Genomic DNA, 17,308 nt, shown 5'->3' with positions numbered 1-17,308 from the left:
GTCGGTCCTGAGCGGGTCAATAGGGGCGGGGTTCGCCTGGCGGGCGGGTCTTGAAGCGGCGGTGTACCCAGTAATACTGCTCGGGCATGCTGCGGATCGCGGTTTCGATCCAGGCGTTCATGCGTGCGGCGTCGGCAAGCGGGTCGGGGCCGGGGAAATCGGTCCAGGCGTCGCCAATCGTTACTTCATAACCGGTGCTGCCCGGCAGCATGCGGGTAACACAGGGCAGGACGGCGGCGCCAGCCGCTTTGGCCAGACGCGGCAGGCCGGTGATGGTGGCGGTCGAGATGCCGAAGAAGGGTACGAAAACGGCATCGCGGCGGCGCGGGTTGAGGTCGGGCAGGTAGTAGAACGGCCGGCCGGCCTTCATCGCCTTGACCGTCGCCCGCACGCCATCCTCGCGCGAAAGCAGCAACTGGTCGCCGAAGCGGCTGCGGCCAGCGAGCAGCACCTGGTTGAACACCGGGTTGGTCTGCGTCGAGTAGATGCTGACGATGTCAAAGCGCATGGTGATCGCCACCCCGCCGGCATCAAGGCCGAGAAAGTGCGGGGCAAGCAGGATCACCGGGCGGCCGGCGGCCAGCTCGGCGCGGATCTTTTCCTCGCCGTTGACGCGGACCAGGCTTTCGATCCGGGCACGGCTGCCCCACCACAGGATGCCGCGTTCGAGCATGCTGCGGCCGAGCAGGGCGAAATGCTCACGCACCAGCTGGCGCCGCGCCTCGCTCGTCAACTCGGGAAAGCAGAGATCGATGTTGATGTCGGCGACCCGCCGCCGGCGCCGGCCGAAGCGGTGGAGCACACCGCCCAGCGCGCGTCCGAGCGGGGCGAGCAGGGGCAGCGGCAGCAGGTGCAGCAGCCAGAGCAGTGCGACGGCGAGCAGGCTGGGCAGTCGGGTCAGCATGGCGGAGGCGGTGGCCGAAGTTCGGGAAAGCCTCCCGGCGGCTGCCGGGAGGTGAGTTTGGTGGGACCGCAGGGGCTCGAACCCTGGACCAAAGGATTATGAGTCCTCTGCTCTAACCGACTGAGCTACAGTCCCGTGAAACTTAGTTGCCGGTCGGGTCGAGGAAGCTGCGCAGCTTGTCCGAGCGGCTCGGGTGGCGCAGCTTGCGCAGCGCCTTGGCTTCGATCTGGCGGATGCGCTCGCGGGTGACGTCGAACTGCTTGCCGACTTCTTCCAGCGTGTGGTCGGTGTTCATCTCGATGCCGAAACGCATGCGCAGGACCTTGGCTTCGCGCGTCGTCAGGCTGTCCAGGATGTCCTTGGTGACGCCACGCAGGCTGGAGAACATCGCCGCGTCGGCCGGGGCCAGCGTCGTTTGATCCTCGATGAAGTCGCCCAGGTGCGAGTCGTCGTCGTCGCCGATCGGGGTTTCCATGGAGATCGGCTCCTTGGAAATCTTCATGATCTTGCGGATCTTGTCTTCCGGCATGTCCATCTTCTTGGCCAGCGTCGCCGGATCGGGCTCGGCGCCGGTTTCCTGCAGAATCTGGCGGGAGATGCGGTTCATCTTGTTGATCGTCTCGATCATGTGCACCGGGATGCGGATGGTGCGCGCCTGATCGGCGATCGAACGGGTGATCGCCTGGCGGATCCACCAGGTGGCGTAGGTCGAGAACTTGTAGCCGCGCCGGTATTCGAACTTGTCCACTGCCTTCATCAGGCCGATGTTGCCTTCCTGGATCAGGTCGAGGAACTGCAGGCCACGGTTGGTGTACTTCTTGGCGATCGAGATCACTAGGCGCAGGTTGGCTTCGGTCATTTCGCGCTTGGCGCGACGGGCCTTGGCTTCGCCGGTGGACATCTGCTTGTTGATGTCCTTCAGTTCCTTGAGCGAGATGCCGATGCGTTCCTGCAGGGCGAGCAACTTCTTTTGTTCTTCCTGGATGTCCGGTGCGCTGCGCGTCAGGATGGCGACGTAGGTCTTCGGTGCGGCGGCGATTTCAGCCTCGACCCAGTCGAGGTTGGTTTCGTTGCCCGGGAAGGACTGGATGAAGTGCGGGCGCGGCATGCGCACGCGGTCGACGCAGATCTGCTGGATCTTGCGTTCGCAGCCGCGCACTTCCTCGACCATGGCGCGCACGCTGTCGCACAGGCGCTCGATGCTGCGCGAGGTGAAGCGGATGTTCATCAGCTCGTCGGAGAGTTGCTGCAGCAGCTTGGTGTAGGCCTTGTCCTGCGAGCCCTTGCTGGTCAGCGTCTTCTGCATCTTGGCGTGGATTGCGCGGATCGACTTGAAGCGCTCGCAGGCTTCCGTCTTCAGCTGCAGTAGCGAGGCCGAGGCGGCACCGCCGCCTTCGTCGCCGTCTTCATCCTCGTCCTCGTCGCTTTCTTCGTCGCTTTCGATGGTGGCGGCTTCGGCGGCCGGCGCTTCCTCGACCGCGTTGGGGTCGATCAGGCCGTCGATCAGTTCGTCGATGCGCATTTCATCGGCTTCGACCTTGGTTGCCATGTCGAGGATGTCGGCAATCGTCGTCGGGCAGGCGGAAATCGCCTGGATCATGTGCTTGAGGCCTTCCTCGATGCGCTTGGCGATTTCGATTTCGCCTTCGCGGGTGAGGAGTTCGACCGAGCCCATTTCGCGCATGTACATGCGCACCGGGTCGGTGGTGCGGCCGAATTCGGAATCGACGGTGGACAGCGCCTGCTCGGCCTGCGCCTCGACTTCCTCGTCGTCGGTGGCCGTGGCGGCGGCGTCCGACATCAGCAGGTCTTCGGCAGCCGGGGCTTCGTCGAAGACCTGGATGCTCATTTCGCTGAAGGTCGAGATGATTGCTTCGATCGACTCGGCATCAACCACATCGTCCGGCAGGTGGTCGTTGATTTCGGCGTAAGTCAGGTAACCGCGTTCCTTGCCCAGCTTGATCAGCGCCTTCAGCCGCATCTTGCGGGCTTCGGCGTCCAGCGGTTGCGGGGTTTCCGTCAGCGCGCCTTCGAGCAGCGCCTTTTCGGCAGCCTTGTCCTTGGCCTTGCTGCTGCGAGCCTTGGGAGCATCCTTAGCGGTGTCTTTTGCCTTAGCCATGAAAACGATCCGTTAGATTGGAGAAAACCGTAAATTTTACCACAACTTAGATACGTTTTCCCCGGGTGGTGAGAAACTGGATGTACGCCTGTTTTTCCATCGCCGACAGGCCAGCGACGCCACACTGCTGCGCTTTCGACTGGAGCTGGGCGAAGTCGCGCATCTCCGCGGCGTCTTGCAGCTTTTCCACGGCGGCGCGAAATTCCGCTTCAGCCTCGCCGTCGTCGCCGTCGTCGCCGTCGAACGGCAGTTCGAGGGCTTCCGAGGCAGCCGTCTCGATCATCTGTTCTTCGGGCAGGCCGCGCAGGCGCTCGCGCAGGGCGGCGTAGCTTTGTCCTTCACCGCCGCCGGAAAGTTCGTGCAATTTCAGCAGCGCCGGTTTTTCCGGGGTGTCGGGCAGCAGGCCGACCGGCAGTTCGGCGGCCAGTTGCGGTTTGTGCAGGACGATGCGCAGCAGCGTCCGGCTCAGCGACGGCGCGCTGCGCTTGGCACGGGCCGGTGCCGGCGGCGCGTAGGACTTGAGTTCGCACAGGCGCTCGACTTCCTGCTGGGCGAAGCCGCTGGCTTCGGCCAGGCGCTTGACCAGTTGCAGGCGCAGCAGCGGCGTCGGCAGCTTGTGCAGCAGCGGTTTGGCTTCGTAGATCAGGCGCGCCTTGCCCTCGGCGTTGGTCAGGTCGCAGCGCTGCGCCAGTTCGCGCAGCAGGAAGTCGGAAAGCGGCATGGCCTGGGCGACCAGGCGTTCGAACTCGGCCTGGCCGCGTTCGCGGACGAAGCTGTCGGGGTCATGCTCGGGCGGCAGGAAGACGAAGCCGATGCGCTTGTTGTCGGCCAGTGCCTCGAGCGCATTTTCCAGCGCCCGCCAGGCGGCCTTGCGACCGGCGGCGTCGCCGTCGAAAGCGAAGACGACGCGGTCGACCTGGCGCAGCAACTTCTGCACGTGGGTCGGTGTCGTCGCCGTGCCCAGCGTCGCCACCGCGTTGCCGATGCCGTGCTGGGAGAGGGCGATGACATCCATGTAGCCTTCGGTGACGATCGCCGTGTCGGTGGCGCGCATTGCCTGGCGCGCCTGCGGCAGGCCGAACAGCTCGCGGCCTTTTTCGAACAGCGGGGTTTCCGGCGAGTTCAGGTATTTCGGTTCGCCCTGGTCGATGACGCGACCGCCGAAGGCGATGATGTCGCCCTTGGGGTTGATGATGGGAATCATCAGGCGATCGCGGAAGCGGTCGTAGCGGCGGCCGGAGTCGTTGTCGATGACCAGGCCGGCCTGTCTCAGGGCGTCGCTGTCGTAATCGGCGAACACCGCCTGCAGGTTCTGCCAGCCGTCCGGGGCGTAGCCGATGCCGAAGCGGGCGGCGGTTTCGCCGGTCAGGCCACGCCGTTTGCAGTAGTCGATGGCGCGCGGCGACTGGCGAAGTTGTTCCTTGTACCAGGCGGCGGCGCGGCCCATGACCTCGATCAGGTTGCGCGTGTTGCCGCCGCTGTGCGGGGTGTGGCCGCCGTCGTCGGGGACGGTCATGCCGGCGCGTGCGGCCAGGTCGCGCACGGCGTCGACAAAGCCCATGCCCTGGTATTCCATGACGAAGCCGATGGCGGTGCCGTGGGCGCCGCAGCCGAAGCAGTGGTAGAACTGCTTGCTCGGGCTGACCGTGAACGAAGGCGTCTTTTCGTTGTGGAAGGGGCAGCAGGCGGCGTAATTGGCGCCGGCCTTCTTCAGCGGTACGTAGCTGTCGACCAGGTCGACGATGTCGACCCGGGCCAGCAGATCCTGGATGAAGTCTTCCGGGATCATGGTCTGCGCATCAGCCGGCGAGGGCGGCCTTGACCAGTCGGGAGACTTCCGCCATGTCGGCCTTGCCGGCCAGACGCGGCTTCAGCACGGCCATCAGCTTGCCCATGTCGGCCGGGCCGGCGGCGCCGGTTTCGGCGACGGCGGCGGCCACTGCTGCGGCAACTTCAGCGCTGCCCATCTTCTCGGGCAGGTAGGCGCCGAGGATGGTGATTTCCGCCTGTTCGGCGTCGGCGAGGTCCTGGCGGCCGGCGGCCTGGTACTGGGTGACGCTGTCCTTGCGCTGCTTGACCAGTTTTTCGATGACGGCGACGGTCGCGTTGTCGTCGAGTTCGCAGCGCTCGTCGACTTCCTTCTGCTTGATCGCTGCCAGCAGCAGGCGGATCGCGGCGAGGCGGGCGGTTTCCTTGGCCTTCATGGCCGTCTTCATGTCTTCGGTAATGCGTGCTTTGAGGGTCATCGTCGTTGCTGTGGCGGAAAAAGGACAAAGCCGCCGGCTTTTGAGGGCGGGCGGCTTGGTGTTTGCTGCGAAAGCGTACTCGATCAGTACATCTTCGGCGGCAGGGTCAGGCTGCGGAGACGCTTGTTCTGACGCTTGACAGCGGCGGCGGCCTTGCGCTTGCGTTCGGCCGTGGGCTTCTCGTAGAACTCACGGGCGCGCAGCTCGGTCAGGAGACCCGTCTTTTCGACCGTGCGCTTGAAGCGGCGAATCGCCACCTCGAACGGCTCGTTTTCCTTGACACGAATGCTCGGCATAAAAATCACCCCCTTCCGTCAGGCGCCCGCCAGGTCAAGTAATCGGCGGTGCGCGCAAATTTGTATCCGCGGATTGCGGAAAGCTCGAGATTCTAAGCCAGATATCCCCGCCCGATCAAGTGTTAAAATGCGCCTCCCATGCTGATCCTCGGTGTCGAATCCTCCTGCGACGAAACCGGTATCGCGCTCTACGACAGCGCGGCCGGCCTCGTCGCCCATGCCCTCCATTCGCAGGTGGCGATGCACGCCGAGTACGGCGGCGTCGTTCCCGAGTTGGCCTCGCGCGACCACATCCGGCGCGTCGTGCCGCTGCTGCGCTCGGTGCTGGCGCAGTCCGGCAAGGTGCTGGCCGACATCGATGCCATCGCCTACACCCGCGGCCCCGGCCTCTCCGGCGCGCTGCTCGTCGGCTGCGCCTTTGCCGAGGCGCTGGCGCTGGCGCTCGACAAGCCGACGCTGCCCGTGCATCACCTCGAAGGCCACCTGCTGTCGCCGCTGCTGTCGGCCGACACGCCGACCTTTCCCTTCGTCGCCTTGCTCGTTTCCGGCGGTCACACCCAGTTGATGCGGGTGAGCGCCGTCGGCGACTACGAACTCCTGGGCGAAACCTTGGACGACGCCGCCGGCGAAGCCTTCGACAAGAGCGCCAAACTGCTCGGCCTGCCCTATCCGGGTGGCGCGCTGCTCTCGAAACTGGCCGAAGCGGGCACGCCGGGCCGCTACTCGTTGCCGCGGCCGATGCTGCATTCGGGCGATCTCAATTTCAGCTTTTCCGGACTGAAAACGGCGGTCCTGACGCTGGTCCGCGAGCACGCCGACGACGCCGACGAGAGCTTCCGTGCCGATGCCGCCTGCGCTTTCCAGGAAGCGATCGTCGAGGTGCTGCTCAAGAAATCGCTGCTCGCCCTCAAGCAGACCGGCCTGCAGCGCCTGGTCGTCGCCGGCGGCGTCGGCGCCAACCGGCAGTTGCGGGCGAGTCTGGACGCGGCGGCGAAGCGCAAGCGCTTCCGGGTCCATTACCCGGAACTCGAATTCTGCACCGACAACGGCGCCATGATTGCCCTCGCCGGCTGCCTGCGCCTGCAGGCCGGCGCCGTCGCCAAGCCGGCCGGCAGTTTCGCGGTGCAGCCGCGCTGGCCGTTGAGCGATTTGCAGCGCTGAGTTTCAGCGCTGCGCCAGCAGCACGACAATCTTCCGCCTGCACCGGTCGTCGGCAAGCGCCAGCGTTTTGTCCCGCTTCTTGCGCAAGGGGCAGTTCCGGCAGCGCGGTCGGCTGTCGCAGCAAGCTTTGCGGGCCATCGCTGCGTCTCAGTGGCGGCGGGCGACCCAGTAGGTCGCTCCGCTGGCGCCGTAACGTTCGGCATGCGGCTGCCCGGCGGCGAGCGTGAATTCGTCGCCGGGGCGCAGGTGGCGGGTGGCGCCTTCCGCCGTCAGCCACATCTCGCCGGCGACGACGCGGGCCAGCACGGCAAACGGGTGGTCGTGCTGGTCGACGACCGCAGCGGCCGGCCAGTCGCGGACCTGCGTTTCGTCGTAGCCGGCGGCTGCAGCCGCCGCCGCGAAGCGCGCGAAGTCGTCGGCGCCGGCCATCGCCGCTCTCAGAGCACCGCCAGCGCGGCGGCGTAGTCCGGTTCCTGCTTGATTTCCGGCACCAGTTCGGCGTGCAGTACGCGATCGTTCTCGTCGAGAACGACGACGGCGCGGGCGGCGAGACCGGCAAGCGGGCCGCTGCCGATGGCGACGCCGTAGGCTTCGAGGAATTCACCGCCGCGCAGCGTCGACAGGGTCTTCACTTGATCGAGACCTTCGGCACCGCAGAAGCGGTTCTGGGCGAACGGCAGGTCGGCCGAGATGCAGAGGACGACGGTGTTGGGCAGCGAGGACGCCTGGGCGTTGAAGCGGCGGACCGAGGTGGCGCAGACCGGCGTGTCGATGCTCGGGAAGATGTTGAGGATCTTGCGCTGGCCGCTGAACTGGGCCAGCGCCACGTCGGCGAGGTCGCCACCGACCAGGGTGAAGGCGGGCGCGGTTTCGCCGGCTTGCGGGAAATGGCCGGCAACGGTGATCGGGTTGCCGGCGAGGGTGACGGTCTGGCTCATGCGCTTGTTCCTGTTTTTGTGGTGGAGCGGGTCAGACGCTGCCGCTGCCGATTGGTTCAGCCAATGCCCGTCAGAAGTTGTCGGGCAGCGTGGCCAGCACGTCGATGCCCGACTCCCAACTGATGAATTCCTCGAACCAGCGATCGATGAAACGCGAAATCATGACGACCTCCCGAAAGCGCGATTGAGCCGCCAGGGCCCGATGGCTGCAGTCTAGGCAGTGGCCGGCGGGCGATCCAATCGGCAAGATTGATCGCGGCGATGCGGGCTGGCTATCGTCAGGCTTTCTTCTTGCTGCCGATCTTCGATTCCTGGCCGGCCATCAAGCGTTGCAGGTTGGGCCAGTGTTTGGCGATGAGGGCCAGGGCGATGGCCATGATGACGGCGAAGTGGCCGTCAGCGCCGTGCAGCAGCACCATGTACAGCGGTGCCGAAACGGCGGCGAGCAGCGCCGCCAGCGATGAATAGCGGGAGACGTAGGCAACCAGCAACCAGGTGGCGAGCACCGCCAGACCGAGCAGCGGGTCGAGCGCGAGCAGGACGCCGGCGGCGGTGGCGACGCCCTTGCCGCCCTTGAAGCCGAGGAAGACCGGAAACAGGTGGCCGAAGAAGACGGCCAGCGCGACCAGGCCGACCGCCAACGGGGACAGTCCGGCCTGCTGCGCGACGAAGACGGCGACCCAGCCCTTGAGCGCATCGCCGATCAGCGTGAACAGCGCAGCTTTCTTGTTGCCGGTGCGCAGCACGTTGGTCGCGCCCGGGTTGCCCGAACCGAAGGTGCGCGGGTCGGCGAGCCCGAACAGCTTGGCGGCGATCATCGCGAAGGGAACGGAGCCGAGCAGGTAGGCGGCGACGACGGCGGACAGGATGAGCATGGGCGTGGACGATCTCAAAGGGTACAATCGCGGCGGATTTTAACCCCGGGCCGGGCTTGGCTGCCAAATGGACATCATATTCATCGAAGAACTGCGCGCCGAAACCTGGATCGGCATCTATCCGCGCGAGAAGGCGGTGGCGCAGACGGTCGAGATCTCGCTGCAGATCGGCGTGTCGACCACGTCCGCCGGGGCCAGCGACGACATCCGTGACACCGTGGACTACGCGGTCGTCGTCGAGCGCCTGCGCGCCGACCTCGTCGCCAGCCATTTCAACCTGCTGGAAAAGCTGACCGAGCACATCGCCACCTTCCTGCTCGAGAACTTTGCCGCGCAGTGGGTCCGCGTCTCGGTCGCCAAGCTCGGCATGATGCCCGGCGTCAAGCGCGTCGGCGTCGTCATCGAGCGCTCGATCTAAAGCCCGGATACCGTGGCATAGGCCGCCAGTGCCCGCGCGCTGGCTGGCGACAGCGCCTCCTCGCGCGCCCGACGCAACCCTTCCGGCGCCGCGGACGCCGCCTCGACGATGACTTCGTCGCTCAGACTGACCCGGTACGACTCCTGGATTTCCGGGCGATCGATGCGTTCGTCGCGGGCCGGCCGATCGCCGCGCAGCATCGGCTCGCGCAGGTAGTCGGGGCGTGTCAGGCGGGGAGCGGGCGACAGTGGCAGGAAGGTGATCGGCATCCGGGTTCTCCTCGGGCGGCGTCTCTGCCGGTTGAGACCGGCTGGCCGTCGCCCGGTTCGTTACCGTTGGTATCAGATTGCGACGGCGAGCGTCGTCATCACCGCGAAGCCGGCGAGCAGGCCGGCAGTGCCGGCGGCTTCGCGGCCCGCCCGGTGCGAGGCCGGGATCAGTTCGTGGCTGACCACCCAGAGCATGGCCCCGGCCGCGGCGGCGAGCGCCAGCGGCAGCGCGGCGCCGGCAAGGCTGCTGGCGATCACCCCGAACAGGCCGCCGAGCGGCTCGACCAGGCCGGTGGCCAGCGCCATCAGCGCCGCCCGTCCGGCACCGGCGCCAAGGGCGAGCATGGCGCTGGCGACGATCCAGCCTTCCGGCACGTTCTGGATGGCGATGCCGAGCGACATCCCGTGATCGACGCCGGAAGCCGCGGCAACGCCGACGGCGAGACCTTCCGGGACGTTGTGCAAGGCGATCGCGGCGACCACCAGGCCGAGCTGCGGCAAGCCCCTGCGATTGTCGATGTCCTCGACGTGGGCATGCGCGGTGCGCCGGTCGATGCCGTGCATGACGGCGGCGCCAGCCAGCAGGGCGAGCGCGGTGAGACTGCCGAGCGTCCACGGCGCGCCGCTGGCGGCGACCGTCTGGACAGCCGGCACGAGCAGCGAAAAGAGGCTGGCGGCGAGCATCATGCCGCCAGCGAGGCCGAGCATCGGCGCCATCAGGCGTTCGTCCGGGCGGCGCAGAAAGAGCACCGGCAGCGCCCCCAGTCCGGTGGCGAGACCGGCCAGCAAACTGGCCTGGAGACCGTGCCAGGCCATCGGGTGGGCGGCGAACCAGATGAGCGCCTGGTCGATGCCGAGCAGCAGAGGGCCGGCGGCAAGTGCGGCGCCGGCCCACAACGGGCGGCGGACGCCGCTGCGGGCAAGCTGACGGGCGACGAGTTGGGTCATGGCAGTTCTCCGGTGGCTGACGGGAGAACTTTATGGCCGGTGCGGCTATAGTTCCAATCGATTGCTTAAATCGTTTTGATAGCTAGGGCGTGTTCACAGTAACCAGCGGGACGGCGTTTGCCGTGGCGGGAAGGGCGCCAAGGCGCGAGGCGCTGGGAATGGTTGTTCCATTCCCGAGCCGAGTAACGCCGGCGACCGCCCGCCACGGCAAACCCGAAGGGCAAGGGGTTGGCGGGGCGCATTGCCGCGTTGCCGCTCGCTTGTGCAGATCACTGCACGGCGCGACCGGCGCCTTGCACTGCCTCCCCGCCAACCCCTTGCGCCGCCCGCTGCTTATTGTGAACACGCCCTAAAAATCAATCAGCGAGGGCGGCATCAACGCACTTCGGGCGCAGCGTGCGCAGGATTTCCTGCGGGTCGAGGGCGAGCAGGAAGCCGCGGCGGCCGCCGTTGATGTAAATCAGCGGCAGGTCGAGGATGCTCTTCTCGATGAACACCGGCATCGCCTTTTTCGTGCCGAAGGGGCTGGTGCCGCCGACCAGGAAGCCGGTGTGGCGGTTGGCCACCTCGGGCTTGCACGGCTCGACCTTCTTGCACGGAATCTGCCGCGCCAGCTCCTTGGTCGACACCTTGCAGTCGCCGTGCATCAGCACGATCAGCGGCTTGCCGCTCTCGTCCTCGAAGATCAGCGTCTTCACCACGGCATGCTCGTCGACGCCGAGTTCGCGGGCCGAGACGCGGGTGCCGCCGTGTTCCTCGTAAGCGTAGAGATGCGGCGCGTAGGCTACCTTGTTCGCCTTGAGGAACTGGGTGGCCTGGGTTTCGGGGGCATGGGCGGCTTTGCTCATCGGATAGCGCTTCGGGTCGGGAGGCGCAATTCTAGCAGCCTGTCAGACTTGACCAAGTCGGCTGCAAAAAGAGGGAAGACGGTTCATTTTTCCCCGTGTTTCTGCGCGAATAGAACGCTATTCGCTTGAAACCCGTGAAAAACTGCCCTCGTCTCCCACTTTTTTCGCTGCGACCCATCAAGTCCGACAGGCGGCTAGCTCGGCCAGCGGGCCGGTGCTCTTTACCTGCTTTTACCCGCTGATGGCATAAGCCGCGCTTGCCGATGCCGTAAATGTAGACAGGAAAAGGACACAGGGAGAACACCATGGCATCGATCAGTGCGGTTGGCGGCACGACTGCGGTCAGCGCCAGCGTCGCCAGTTCGGGGAATGCTTCGGGGTCGCGCATCGCTGCGCTGCAGAAACAGCTGTCGGCGCTGCAGAAGGAATTGAGTCGGTTGCTCAAGGAACCGTCCGAGGAAACCGAAAAGCAGGCTGAAATCCTGCAGGCACAGATCGCCGCCCTGCAAGCGCAGATCGCCCAGTTGCAGGCACAGGAGGCGCGGGAGGCCGCACAGGCGCAGAGCGAACAAGCGAAGAGCGAACCGGCTGGCGCGGCAACGGGGGCGACGGCGAGCAGTGACGACAGCCTCGGCACGCAGGTCGATCTCTACGTCTGAAGCGGCGTTTCTGCGTCTTCCGGCAGCCAGCGCAGCAGGGTGGCGAACAGCCGGTCAGGGTCGATCGGCTTGCTGATGTGGTCGTTCATGCCGGCGGCCAGGCAGGTCTGGCGATCCTCGTCGAAGGCGTTGGCGGTCATTGCCAGGATCGGCGTCTGCGCATGCTGCGGCAGGCGGCGGATGGCGCGGGTGGCGTCGAGGCCGTTCAGCTTCGGCATCTGGATGTCCATCAGGATCAGCGCGTAGGCGTTCTGCTCGGCCAGCGCCAGTGCCTCTGCGCCATCCTCGGCGACGTCGACGGTGAGTGCTACGTCTTCGAGCAGCGCCAGCGAGACCTCGCGGTTGATCGGTTCGTCCTCGGCGAGCAGGATGCGGGTGCGCTGGCGCCGCTGGCGCAGTTTTTCCTCGGGGGCTTCGGTCGCCTGGGGGGCGATCGCTTCTCCTGGCGCCGCAGTTGCGAGGTCGAGGCTGAACCAGAAGGTGCTGCCGACGCCCAGCGTGCTGTCCACGCCGAACTGGCCGCCCATCATCTCGATCAGCCGCTTGCTGATCGCCAGGCCGAGACCGGTGCCGCCATACTTCCTGGTCATCGAGTTGTCGGCCTGCTCGAAGGCGGTGAATAGGCGCTGCTGCGCTTCCGGCGCGATGCCGATGCCGCTGTCGATGACGGCGAAGCGCAGGCGGGCGCTGCCGTCCCGCTCGGCGAGCTGCTCCAGCTGGAGGCGGACCTCGCCGTGCTCGGTGAACTTGACGGCATTGCCGGCGAAATTGAGCAGGATTTGTTCGAGGCGCAGCGCATCGCCGAGGAATTCGCGGCGCGCCAGTTCCGGCGGTGCCTCGCTGACCAGGCGCAGGCCCTTGTCGGCAGCGCGCTGGCCGATCAGGCTGCTGACGTTCTCCAGCACGCTGCCCAGGCGGAACGGCAGATGGGCGATTTCCAGGCGGTTGGCCTCGATCTTGGAGAGGTCGAGGATGTCGTTGATGACGTGCAGCAGGTGGCGCGACGCCTGGTCGATCTTGCCCAATTGTTCGTTGAGCGCCGGGTCGTGGCTGCGGCGCAGGAGGACGCTGGTCATGCCCATGATCGCGTTCATCGGTGTCCGCAGTTCGTGGCTCATGTTGGCCAGGAAGGTGCTCTTGGCGTGGCTCGCCGCTTCCGCCGCATCGCGTGCCTGCGAGAGGTCCAGGGTGCGCTGGCGGACCTCCGCTTCGAGCATCTCCTTGTGGCGGGCGAGCACCAGTTCGGCCTGCTTGCGTTCGCTGATGTCGGTGGAGATGCCGCAGAGCGCGTAAATCTTCCCTTGTTCGTCGCGTAGCGGCAGTTTGACGGTCCAGTAGAAGGTATGTTGCTGGCTGTTCTGATCGACGTTGTCCTCCTCGATGCGGATCGTCTCCCCGTCGCGCAGGACGCGGGCGTCGTTGGTGCTGAGCTGGCGGAAGGTTTCGGCATCGAAGAAGCGGCTGTCGTCGTGGCCGACCAGCTCGGCGAGCGAGCAGCGGAACAGTTCGCGGACCGGGCGGTTGGCATAGAGATAGCGGCCCGCCGTGTCCTTCAGGTAGATGTAGGCGCTCACGTTGTCGAGGATGGTGGCATGGCGCGATTCGCTGGCGCGCAGGGCGTCGCTGCGCTCGGCCAGGGCGTCGAGCATGGCGTTGACGGCCTGGCCCAGGCGGGCCGCCTCGTCGTTGCCGTCAAGATGAACGCGAGGTGCGGGATCGCCACGCTGGACGGCGTCGGCAACGCGCTGGATGGCGTGCAGGCGGCGCGTCAGGTAGCGCGCGGCAAGGGTTGCGAAGGCACTCGCCAGAAGGATGGCGAACAGCGTATAGATCAGGCCGTCACGCCGGATGCGGGCGATTTCGCCGGCCAGCGCCGGATCGCTGATGCCCAGGCGCAGCCAGCCGACACTCTTGTCCTGGAGCAGGATCGGCGTCGCCAGGTCGATGGCGAGGCGGGTCTGGCGCAGCACGGTTGGAGCGGGCTGACTCGGCAGGTCGTCGAGGTAGAGACCGCGCTTGTCCGGCACGTTGTGGGCGAGGACCTGGCCGCGCCGGTCGAGGATGATGGCGTGCTGCAGCCCGGGATAGCCGGCCAGGCCGTCGACAATTTCCTGCAGGCCGGCAAAGTCGCGCGCCGCCACCCAGGGCGCCGCCGAGACGGCAAGACTGTGGGCCAGCGCGCTGCTCCGCACCCGGTGCTGGTCGATCGCGAAATTTTCCTGGCGGCGGCTGGTTTCGAGGACGAACAGGGTCATCAGCAGTGCGACCAGGACGGCGATGCCGATTGCCAGTTGTCGGCGCAGGTTGCCGAGCAGCAGGTGGCGAAGCTGCGTCATCGCTGTTCCACCGGTCGGACTTCCCGTTCGAAACGGCGGATGTAGGCGTCCACCACCTGGTAGGTGGCGTCCTCGGCGAAGTGGAAGCGGGCAGTGGCCATCGCAGCCAGGATGCGCCGGCCGTTTTCGCTGTCCTCGAGCTTGAGCAAGGTGTCGCGCACCGCGTCGACGACAGGATTGGGGACGTTGTCACGCACCATCACCGAATTGTTGAGCAGCGGCGTGGTTTCCCAGAGCACGCGCAGTTGTGCGGCCTCGGCGGGATGATCGCGCTGGAACAGGTGCCACGGCGGTGGCCAGGTGGCGGCGGCGGCCGTGTCGCCGAGATAGGCGCTCATGATCGCCGACTCCTGCGAGCCGACGTAGCGGTTTTCGATGTCGCGATTGACGTCGATGCCGTGCTCGTGCAGGAAGTACTGCGGCATGATGCAGGCGGCGAGGGCAGTCGGCGACGGGTAGCTGACCTGCTTGCCCTTGAGATCGGCGGGCAGACGGATCGGGCTGTCGCGGCGGACGATGAAGATGCCGCGGAAATCCTCGGCGTCGCCGGCCATGGCGATGACGCGGTAGCCGAGTTGCATCGCCTGCAGCGATTGCCAGGGATTGGGGAGCAGGAATTCCGGGCCGCGGGCGCGAAATTTTGCCTCGTAGGCCTGGTAATCGCGCGACGCCTCGAGTTCGAAGCGGGCGCCCGGAATGCTGGCGTTGAGCAGGTCGATCAGCGGCTGGTAGGCTTCGGCGAGCTTGCTCGGATTGTGCAGCGGGTGCACCGCGAAGCGATAGAGCGGGGTGGCCTCGGCCGCCGGCGTCGTCCGGTAGTTCAGCGGCAGGGCCGTCTCCGGCGGGCGATCGCAGGCGGCAAGCAGCACGCACAGTATCGTTGCCAGCAGGCGTAGCAGGCCCATTGCTCTCCTCCGTTTCTTCTGCCTGCCAAACTAACGCCAAACGCCGGGCCCGACAAGCCCGGCAAAACCCCGGCGCCGTCTATTCGATGGCGTATTCGATGGTGACGACGACGCGCGCCTTCTTGTCCACTGTCGTCTTGTCATAGACCCCGCCGTAATCGCTGGCCTCCTCTTCGCTGCCGTTGGCCGGCAGGATGTAGAAAGCGCCTTGCGACGCCGAGCGCATGGTGCCGACCCGGGCGTCGCCGACTTTGGCGAACTCTTCGGCACGCAGCCGGGCATTGCGGGTGGCGGCGCCGATCAGCGACATCTTGACGCTTTCCAGGTCGTTGATCAGGTAGCGCGGATCGTCATAGACGATGGGCTTGCCCTGCGCCTTGAGTTCGATGATCGCGCTGTGCGCCCTGGCGATGGTGTCGAGCGCAGTGGACCGGACGACGAATAGCTGCTTGCCATCGAAGCCGCGCTGCACCTGGCGCGAGCCGCCCTGGGGCAGCGGCTCGTACTCGTAGTGCGGGCTCACCGACTCCGGACCGGCGCTGGCGCTGGCGCTGTCGGCGGCGAAACCCTGCTCCGTGAGGAAGCCGTCGATGACCGGCCGCGCCTGGCGTAGCGCGTTCAGGGTGGCGGCGAAATCGGCGCCGTGCACGGCGATGCCGATGCTCCATTCGGCGGAGTCGGCCTTGACCGGTTTTTCGGCCAGTCCCTTGACCGAAATGCTCTGCTTGGGCGCGCCCAGGGTCTTGAAATGCTTCGCCAGCACCGTCGCGCCGCCGACCAGGCCAAGGGCGAGGAGCAGACCAAGGCCGAGCAGCGGCCAGGAATTACGATTGTCCATGAGCTTCGTTCTCGAAAGGAAAAACGGCATCGTAGCGGCGGACGCCTGTCATGCCAATGGCAATTCCGTGTTCAGCCGCGCGGATGATGGACGGCGTGCAGCGCTTTCAGGCGCTCGCGGGCGACGTGGGTGTAAATCTGCGTCGTCGAGATGTCGGCATGGCCGAGCAGCAGCTGGACCACCCGGAGGTCGGCGCCGTGGTTGAGCAGGTGGGTGGCGAAGGCGTGACGCAGCACGTGTGGCGACAGCTTCGCCGGGTCAATGCCGGCCAGCAGCGCGTAGCGCTTGACCAGATGCCAGAAGGCGTGACGGGTCATGGCGCCGCCGCGGGCGGTGACGAATAGCGCGTCGCTCTGCCGGGCGCCGAGGATGTCGGCGCGGCTCTCGCGCAGGTAGCGGGCGATCCAGTCGATCGCCTGTTCGCCGAGCGGCACCAGGCGTTCCTTGCTGCCCTTGCCGAAGGCGCGCAGGACGCCGTCGTTGAGGCTGACCGAATGCAGTTGCAGGCCGACCAGTTCGGAGACGCGCAGGCCGGTCGCGTACAGCGTCTCGAGCATCGCGCGGTCGCGCAAGCCGAGCGGTGTGTCGAGATCGGGGGCGGCGAGCAGTGCGCCGACCTGAGCTTCCGACATCGCCTTGGGCAGGCGGGCGGGCAGGCTGGGGTTGGCCAGCTGCAGCGTCGGGTCGCTGGCGATGCGGCCGCGGCTGACCTGCCAGCGGTAGAAGCGGCGCAGCGTGGACAGGTAGCGGGCCTGCGAACTGGCGCGCGTGCTGCGCGACAATTCGGCGATGAAGCCGGCCAGCGTGCTTTCGCGCAGGTCGAGCAGGGCTTCGTGGCGGTGTTCGGCGAGCCAGCCGGCGAGCCGGCCGAGGTCGCTGCGGTAGCTGGCGAGCGTTGCCTTGGCCAGGCCGTCTTCCAGCCAGAGCGCGTCGCAGAACTGGTCGATTTCGCCGAGGTCAGCCGGCTTTGCTGGAAAATTCGGCGTTTTCATGCTGCAGCAGCCAGCGCTTGATCGAGAGCAGGAAACCGCCGCGCTCGCGGGCGAAGCCGCCCAGTCCGCCGTGGCTGGCGACGACGCGATGACAGGGCACGACCAGCGGGTAGGGATTGGCGCCGCAGGCCTGGCCGACGGCGCGCGGCGCGTTGTGCAGGGCTGTCGCCAGTTCGCCGTAGGTTTGCGTGCGCCCGCCCGGTATCGCCGCGATCTGCGCCCACACCCGGCGCTGGAAGGCGGTGCCGGCCGGGCGCAGCGGCAGGCCGAAGACGAAGGCGGGGTCGGCCAGATAGGCTTCAAGCTGGCGCACCGCCTCGGCGGCGAGCGGCGTTGCCGGCGCTTGCGCCGGGCGCGCTTCGAGGAAGTCGATGGCGGTGATTTCGTCGGCGCTGCAGCGGATGCCGAGCGCGAAGCCGGGGGCGGCGACGATGGCTTGGTAGTCGGACATGCGGGCTCCTGATCGGCGGGTCGGCGAAGTGTATAACGGGCTGCGCGCGCTGTGCGCATTGCGGAGCGGGCGGCGGTTTTAGGGGATAATTGCTGACTATTCGAA

Annotated in this window: 19 protein-coding genes and 1 tRNA gene; 3 read left to right on the top strand and 17 right to left on the bottom strand. The window is 66.6% G+C overall.

The window, feature by feature from the left end; all coding sequences use genetic code 11:
- Nucleotides 1-16: 16 nt before the first annotated feature.
- From ACE3OV_RS00885 to rpsU, 6 genes are all read right to left on the bottom strand, one after another.
- Entirely contained in the window at nucleotides 17-904 is an 888-nt protein-coding gene (locus tag ACE3OV_RS00885) for a lysophospholipid acyltransferase family protein (RefSeq protein WP_374324082.1), read from the bottom strand.
- Between the two features lie 58 nt (nucleotides 905-962).
- Nucleotides 963-1,039: transfer RNA gene (locus ACE3OV_RS00880), tRNA-Ile, on the bottom strand.
- A 7-nt stretch (nucleotides 1,040-1,046) separates the two neighbouring features.
- Nucleotides 1,047-3,023, bottom strand: a complete 1,977-nt coding sequence (rpoD, locus tag ACE3OV_RS00875; protein WP_374324080.1) for an RNA polymerase sigma factor RpoD — start codon at nucleotides 3,021-3,023, stop codon at nucleotides 1,047-1,049.
- A gap of 46 nt (nucleotides 3,024-3,069) precedes the next feature.
- Nucleotides 3,070-4,812, bottom strand: coding sequence for a DNA primase (dnaG, locus tag ACE3OV_RS00870; RefSeq protein ID WP_374324078.1), 1,743 nt, complete (start codon nucleotides 4,810-4,812; stop codon nucleotides 3,070-3,072).
- A 10-nt stretch (nucleotides 4,813-4,822) separates the two neighbouring features.
- A complete protein-coding gene (locus ACE3OV_RS00865; protein ID WP_374324076.1) occupies nucleotides 4,823-5,269 on the bottom strand; it encodes a GatB/YqeY domain-containing protein in 447 nt (148 codons plus the stop codon).
- A gap of 83 nt (nucleotides 5,270-5,352) precedes the next feature.
- Entirely contained in the window at nucleotides 5,353-5,565 is a 213-nt protein-coding gene (gene rpsU, locus ACE3OV_RS00860) for a 30S ribosomal protein S21 (RefSeq protein ID WP_374324075.1), read from the bottom strand.
- Between the two features lie 138 nt (nucleotides 5,566-5,703).
- Between rpsU and tsaD the strand changes: the two genes are divergently transcribed.
- Nucleotides 5,704-6,726 (top strand): tRNA (adenosine(37)-N6)-threonylcarbamoyltransferase complex transferase subunit TsaD, encoded by a 1,023-nt coding sequence (gene tsaD / locus ACE3OV_RS00855; RefSeq protein WP_374324073.1) that lies wholly within the window; start codon nucleotides 5,704-5,706, stop codon nucleotides 6,724-6,726.
- A gap of 147 nt (nucleotides 6,727-6,873) precedes the next feature.
- On the opposite strand, the gene ACE3OV_RS00850 is transcribed toward tsaD, so the two are convergent.
- The 3 genes from ACE3OV_RS00850 to plsY form a co-directional block, all read right to left on the bottom strand.
- Complete coding sequence (locus tag ACE3OV_RS00850) at nucleotides 6,874-7,155, bottom strand: cupin domain-containing protein (protein WP_374324070.1); 282 nt, start codon at nucleotides 7,153-7,155, stop codon at nucleotides 6,874-6,876.
- Nucleotides 7,156-7,163: 8 nt separating this feature from the next.
- Nucleotides 7,164-7,664, bottom strand: coding sequence for a thiol peroxidase (gene tpx, locus ACE3OV_RS00845; protein WP_374324068.1), 501 nt, complete (start codon nucleotides 7,662-7,664; stop codon nucleotides 7,164-7,166).
- Between the two features lie 278 nt (nucleotides 7,665-7,942).
- Nucleotides 7,943-8,539 (bottom strand): glycerol-3-phosphate 1-O-acyltransferase PlsY, encoded by a 597-nt coding sequence (gene plsY / locus ACE3OV_RS00840; RefSeq protein ID WP_374324066.1) that lies wholly within the window; start codon nucleotides 8,537-8,539, stop codon nucleotides 7,943-7,945.
- 67 nt (nucleotides 8,540-8,606) lie between these two features.
- Here plsY and ACE3OV_RS00835 point away from each other — a divergent pair, with 67 nt between their 5' ends.
- Entirely contained in the window at nucleotides 8,607-8,957 is a 351-nt protein-coding gene (locus tag ACE3OV_RS00835; RefSeq protein WP_374324064.1) for a dihydroneopterin aldolase, read from the top strand.
- Here ACE3OV_RS00835 and ACE3OV_RS00830 read toward each other — a convergent pair.
- The 3 genes from ACE3OV_RS00830 to ybaK all read right to left on the bottom strand — a co-directional run bounded on the left by ACE3OV_RS00830 (nucleotide 8,954) and on the right by ybaK (nucleotide 11,022).
- The gene (locus ACE3OV_RS00830; RefSeq protein ID WP_374324062.1) at nucleotides 8,954-9,226 is read right to left on the bottom strand and encodes a hypothetical protein; all 273 of its coding nucleotides are present in this window, start codon (nucleotides 9,224-9,226) and stop codon (nucleotides 8,954-8,956) included. The genes ACE3OV_RS00835 and ACE3OV_RS00830 overlap by 4 nt on opposite strands.
- Nucleotides 9,227-9,298: 72 nt before the next feature.
- A complete protein-coding gene (locus ACE3OV_RS00825) occupies nucleotides 9,299-10,174 on the bottom strand; it encodes a ZIP family metal transporter (protein WP_374324059.1) in 876 nt (291 codons plus the stop codon).
- Nucleotides 10,175-10,530: 356 nt separating this feature from the next.
- On the bottom strand, nucleotides 10,531-11,022 hold the full coding sequence (ybaK, locus tag ACE3OV_RS00820; protein ID WP_374324056.1) for a Cys-tRNA(Pro) deacylase: 492 nt from the start codon (nucleotides 11,020-11,022) through the stop codon (nucleotides 10,531-10,533).
- Nucleotides 11,023-11,327: 305 nt separating this feature from the next.
- Here ybaK and ACE3OV_RS00815 point away from each other — a divergent pair, with 305 nt between their 5' ends.
- A complete protein-coding gene (locus ACE3OV_RS00815; protein ID WP_374324054.1) occupies nucleotides 11,328-11,681 on the top strand; it encodes a FlxA-like family protein in 354 nt (117 codons plus the stop codon).
- Here ACE3OV_RS00815 and ACE3OV_RS00810 read toward each other — a convergent pair.
- From ACE3OV_RS00810 to ACE3OV_RS00790, 5 genes are all read right to left on the bottom strand, one after another.
- A complete protein-coding gene (locus ACE3OV_RS00810; RefSeq protein WP_374324052.1) occupies nucleotides 11,672-14,017 on the bottom strand; it encodes an ATP-binding protein in 2,346 nt (781 codons plus the stop codon). The genes ACE3OV_RS00815 and ACE3OV_RS00810 overlap by 10 nt on opposite strands.
- Nucleotides 14,014-14,922 carry a PhnD/SsuA/transferrin family substrate-binding protein gene (locus ACE3OV_RS00805; protein WP_374324049.1) on the bottom strand — a complete coding sequence of 303 codons (909 nt, stop codon included), beginning with the start codon at nucleotides 14,920-14,922 and terminating at the stop codon, nucleotides 14,014-14,016. Before ACE3OV_RS00805 ends, ACE3OV_RS00810 begins: the two co-directional genes overlap by 4 nt.
- Before the next feature lie 79 nt (nucleotides 14,923-15,001).
- Nucleotides 15,002-15,760: an SIMPL domain-containing protein gene (locus ACE3OV_RS00800; protein ID WP_374324046.1), complete on the bottom strand. Its 759-nt coding sequence runs from the start codon at nucleotides 15,758-15,760 to the stop codon at nucleotides 15,002-15,004.
- Nucleotides 15,761-15,831: 71 nt separating this feature from the next.
- On the bottom strand, nucleotides 15,832-16,752 hold the full coding sequence (gene xerD / locus ACE3OV_RS00795; protein ID WP_374324044.1) for a site-specific tyrosine recombinase XerD: 921 nt from the start codon (nucleotides 16,750-16,752) through the stop codon (nucleotides 15,832-15,834).
- Nucleotides 16,718-17,203 (bottom strand): methylated-DNA--[protein]-cysteine S-methyltransferase, encoded by a 486-nt coding sequence (locus ACE3OV_RS00790; protein ID WP_374324042.1) that lies wholly within the window; start codon nucleotides 17,201-17,203, stop codon nucleotides 16,718-16,720. The genes xerD and ACE3OV_RS00790 overlap by 35 nt, the downstream gene beginning before the upstream one ends.
- Nucleotides 17,204-17,308 lie beyond the last annotated feature (105 nt).

The sequence above is a fragment of the Azonexus sp. genome (assembly GCF_041909095.1).
In the GTDB taxonomy this organism is placed as follows: Bacteria; Pseudomonadota; Gammaproteobacteria; order Burkholderiales; family Rhodocyclaceae; genus Azonexus.
This window is presented reverse-complemented; position numbering and strand designations above follow the sequence as displayed.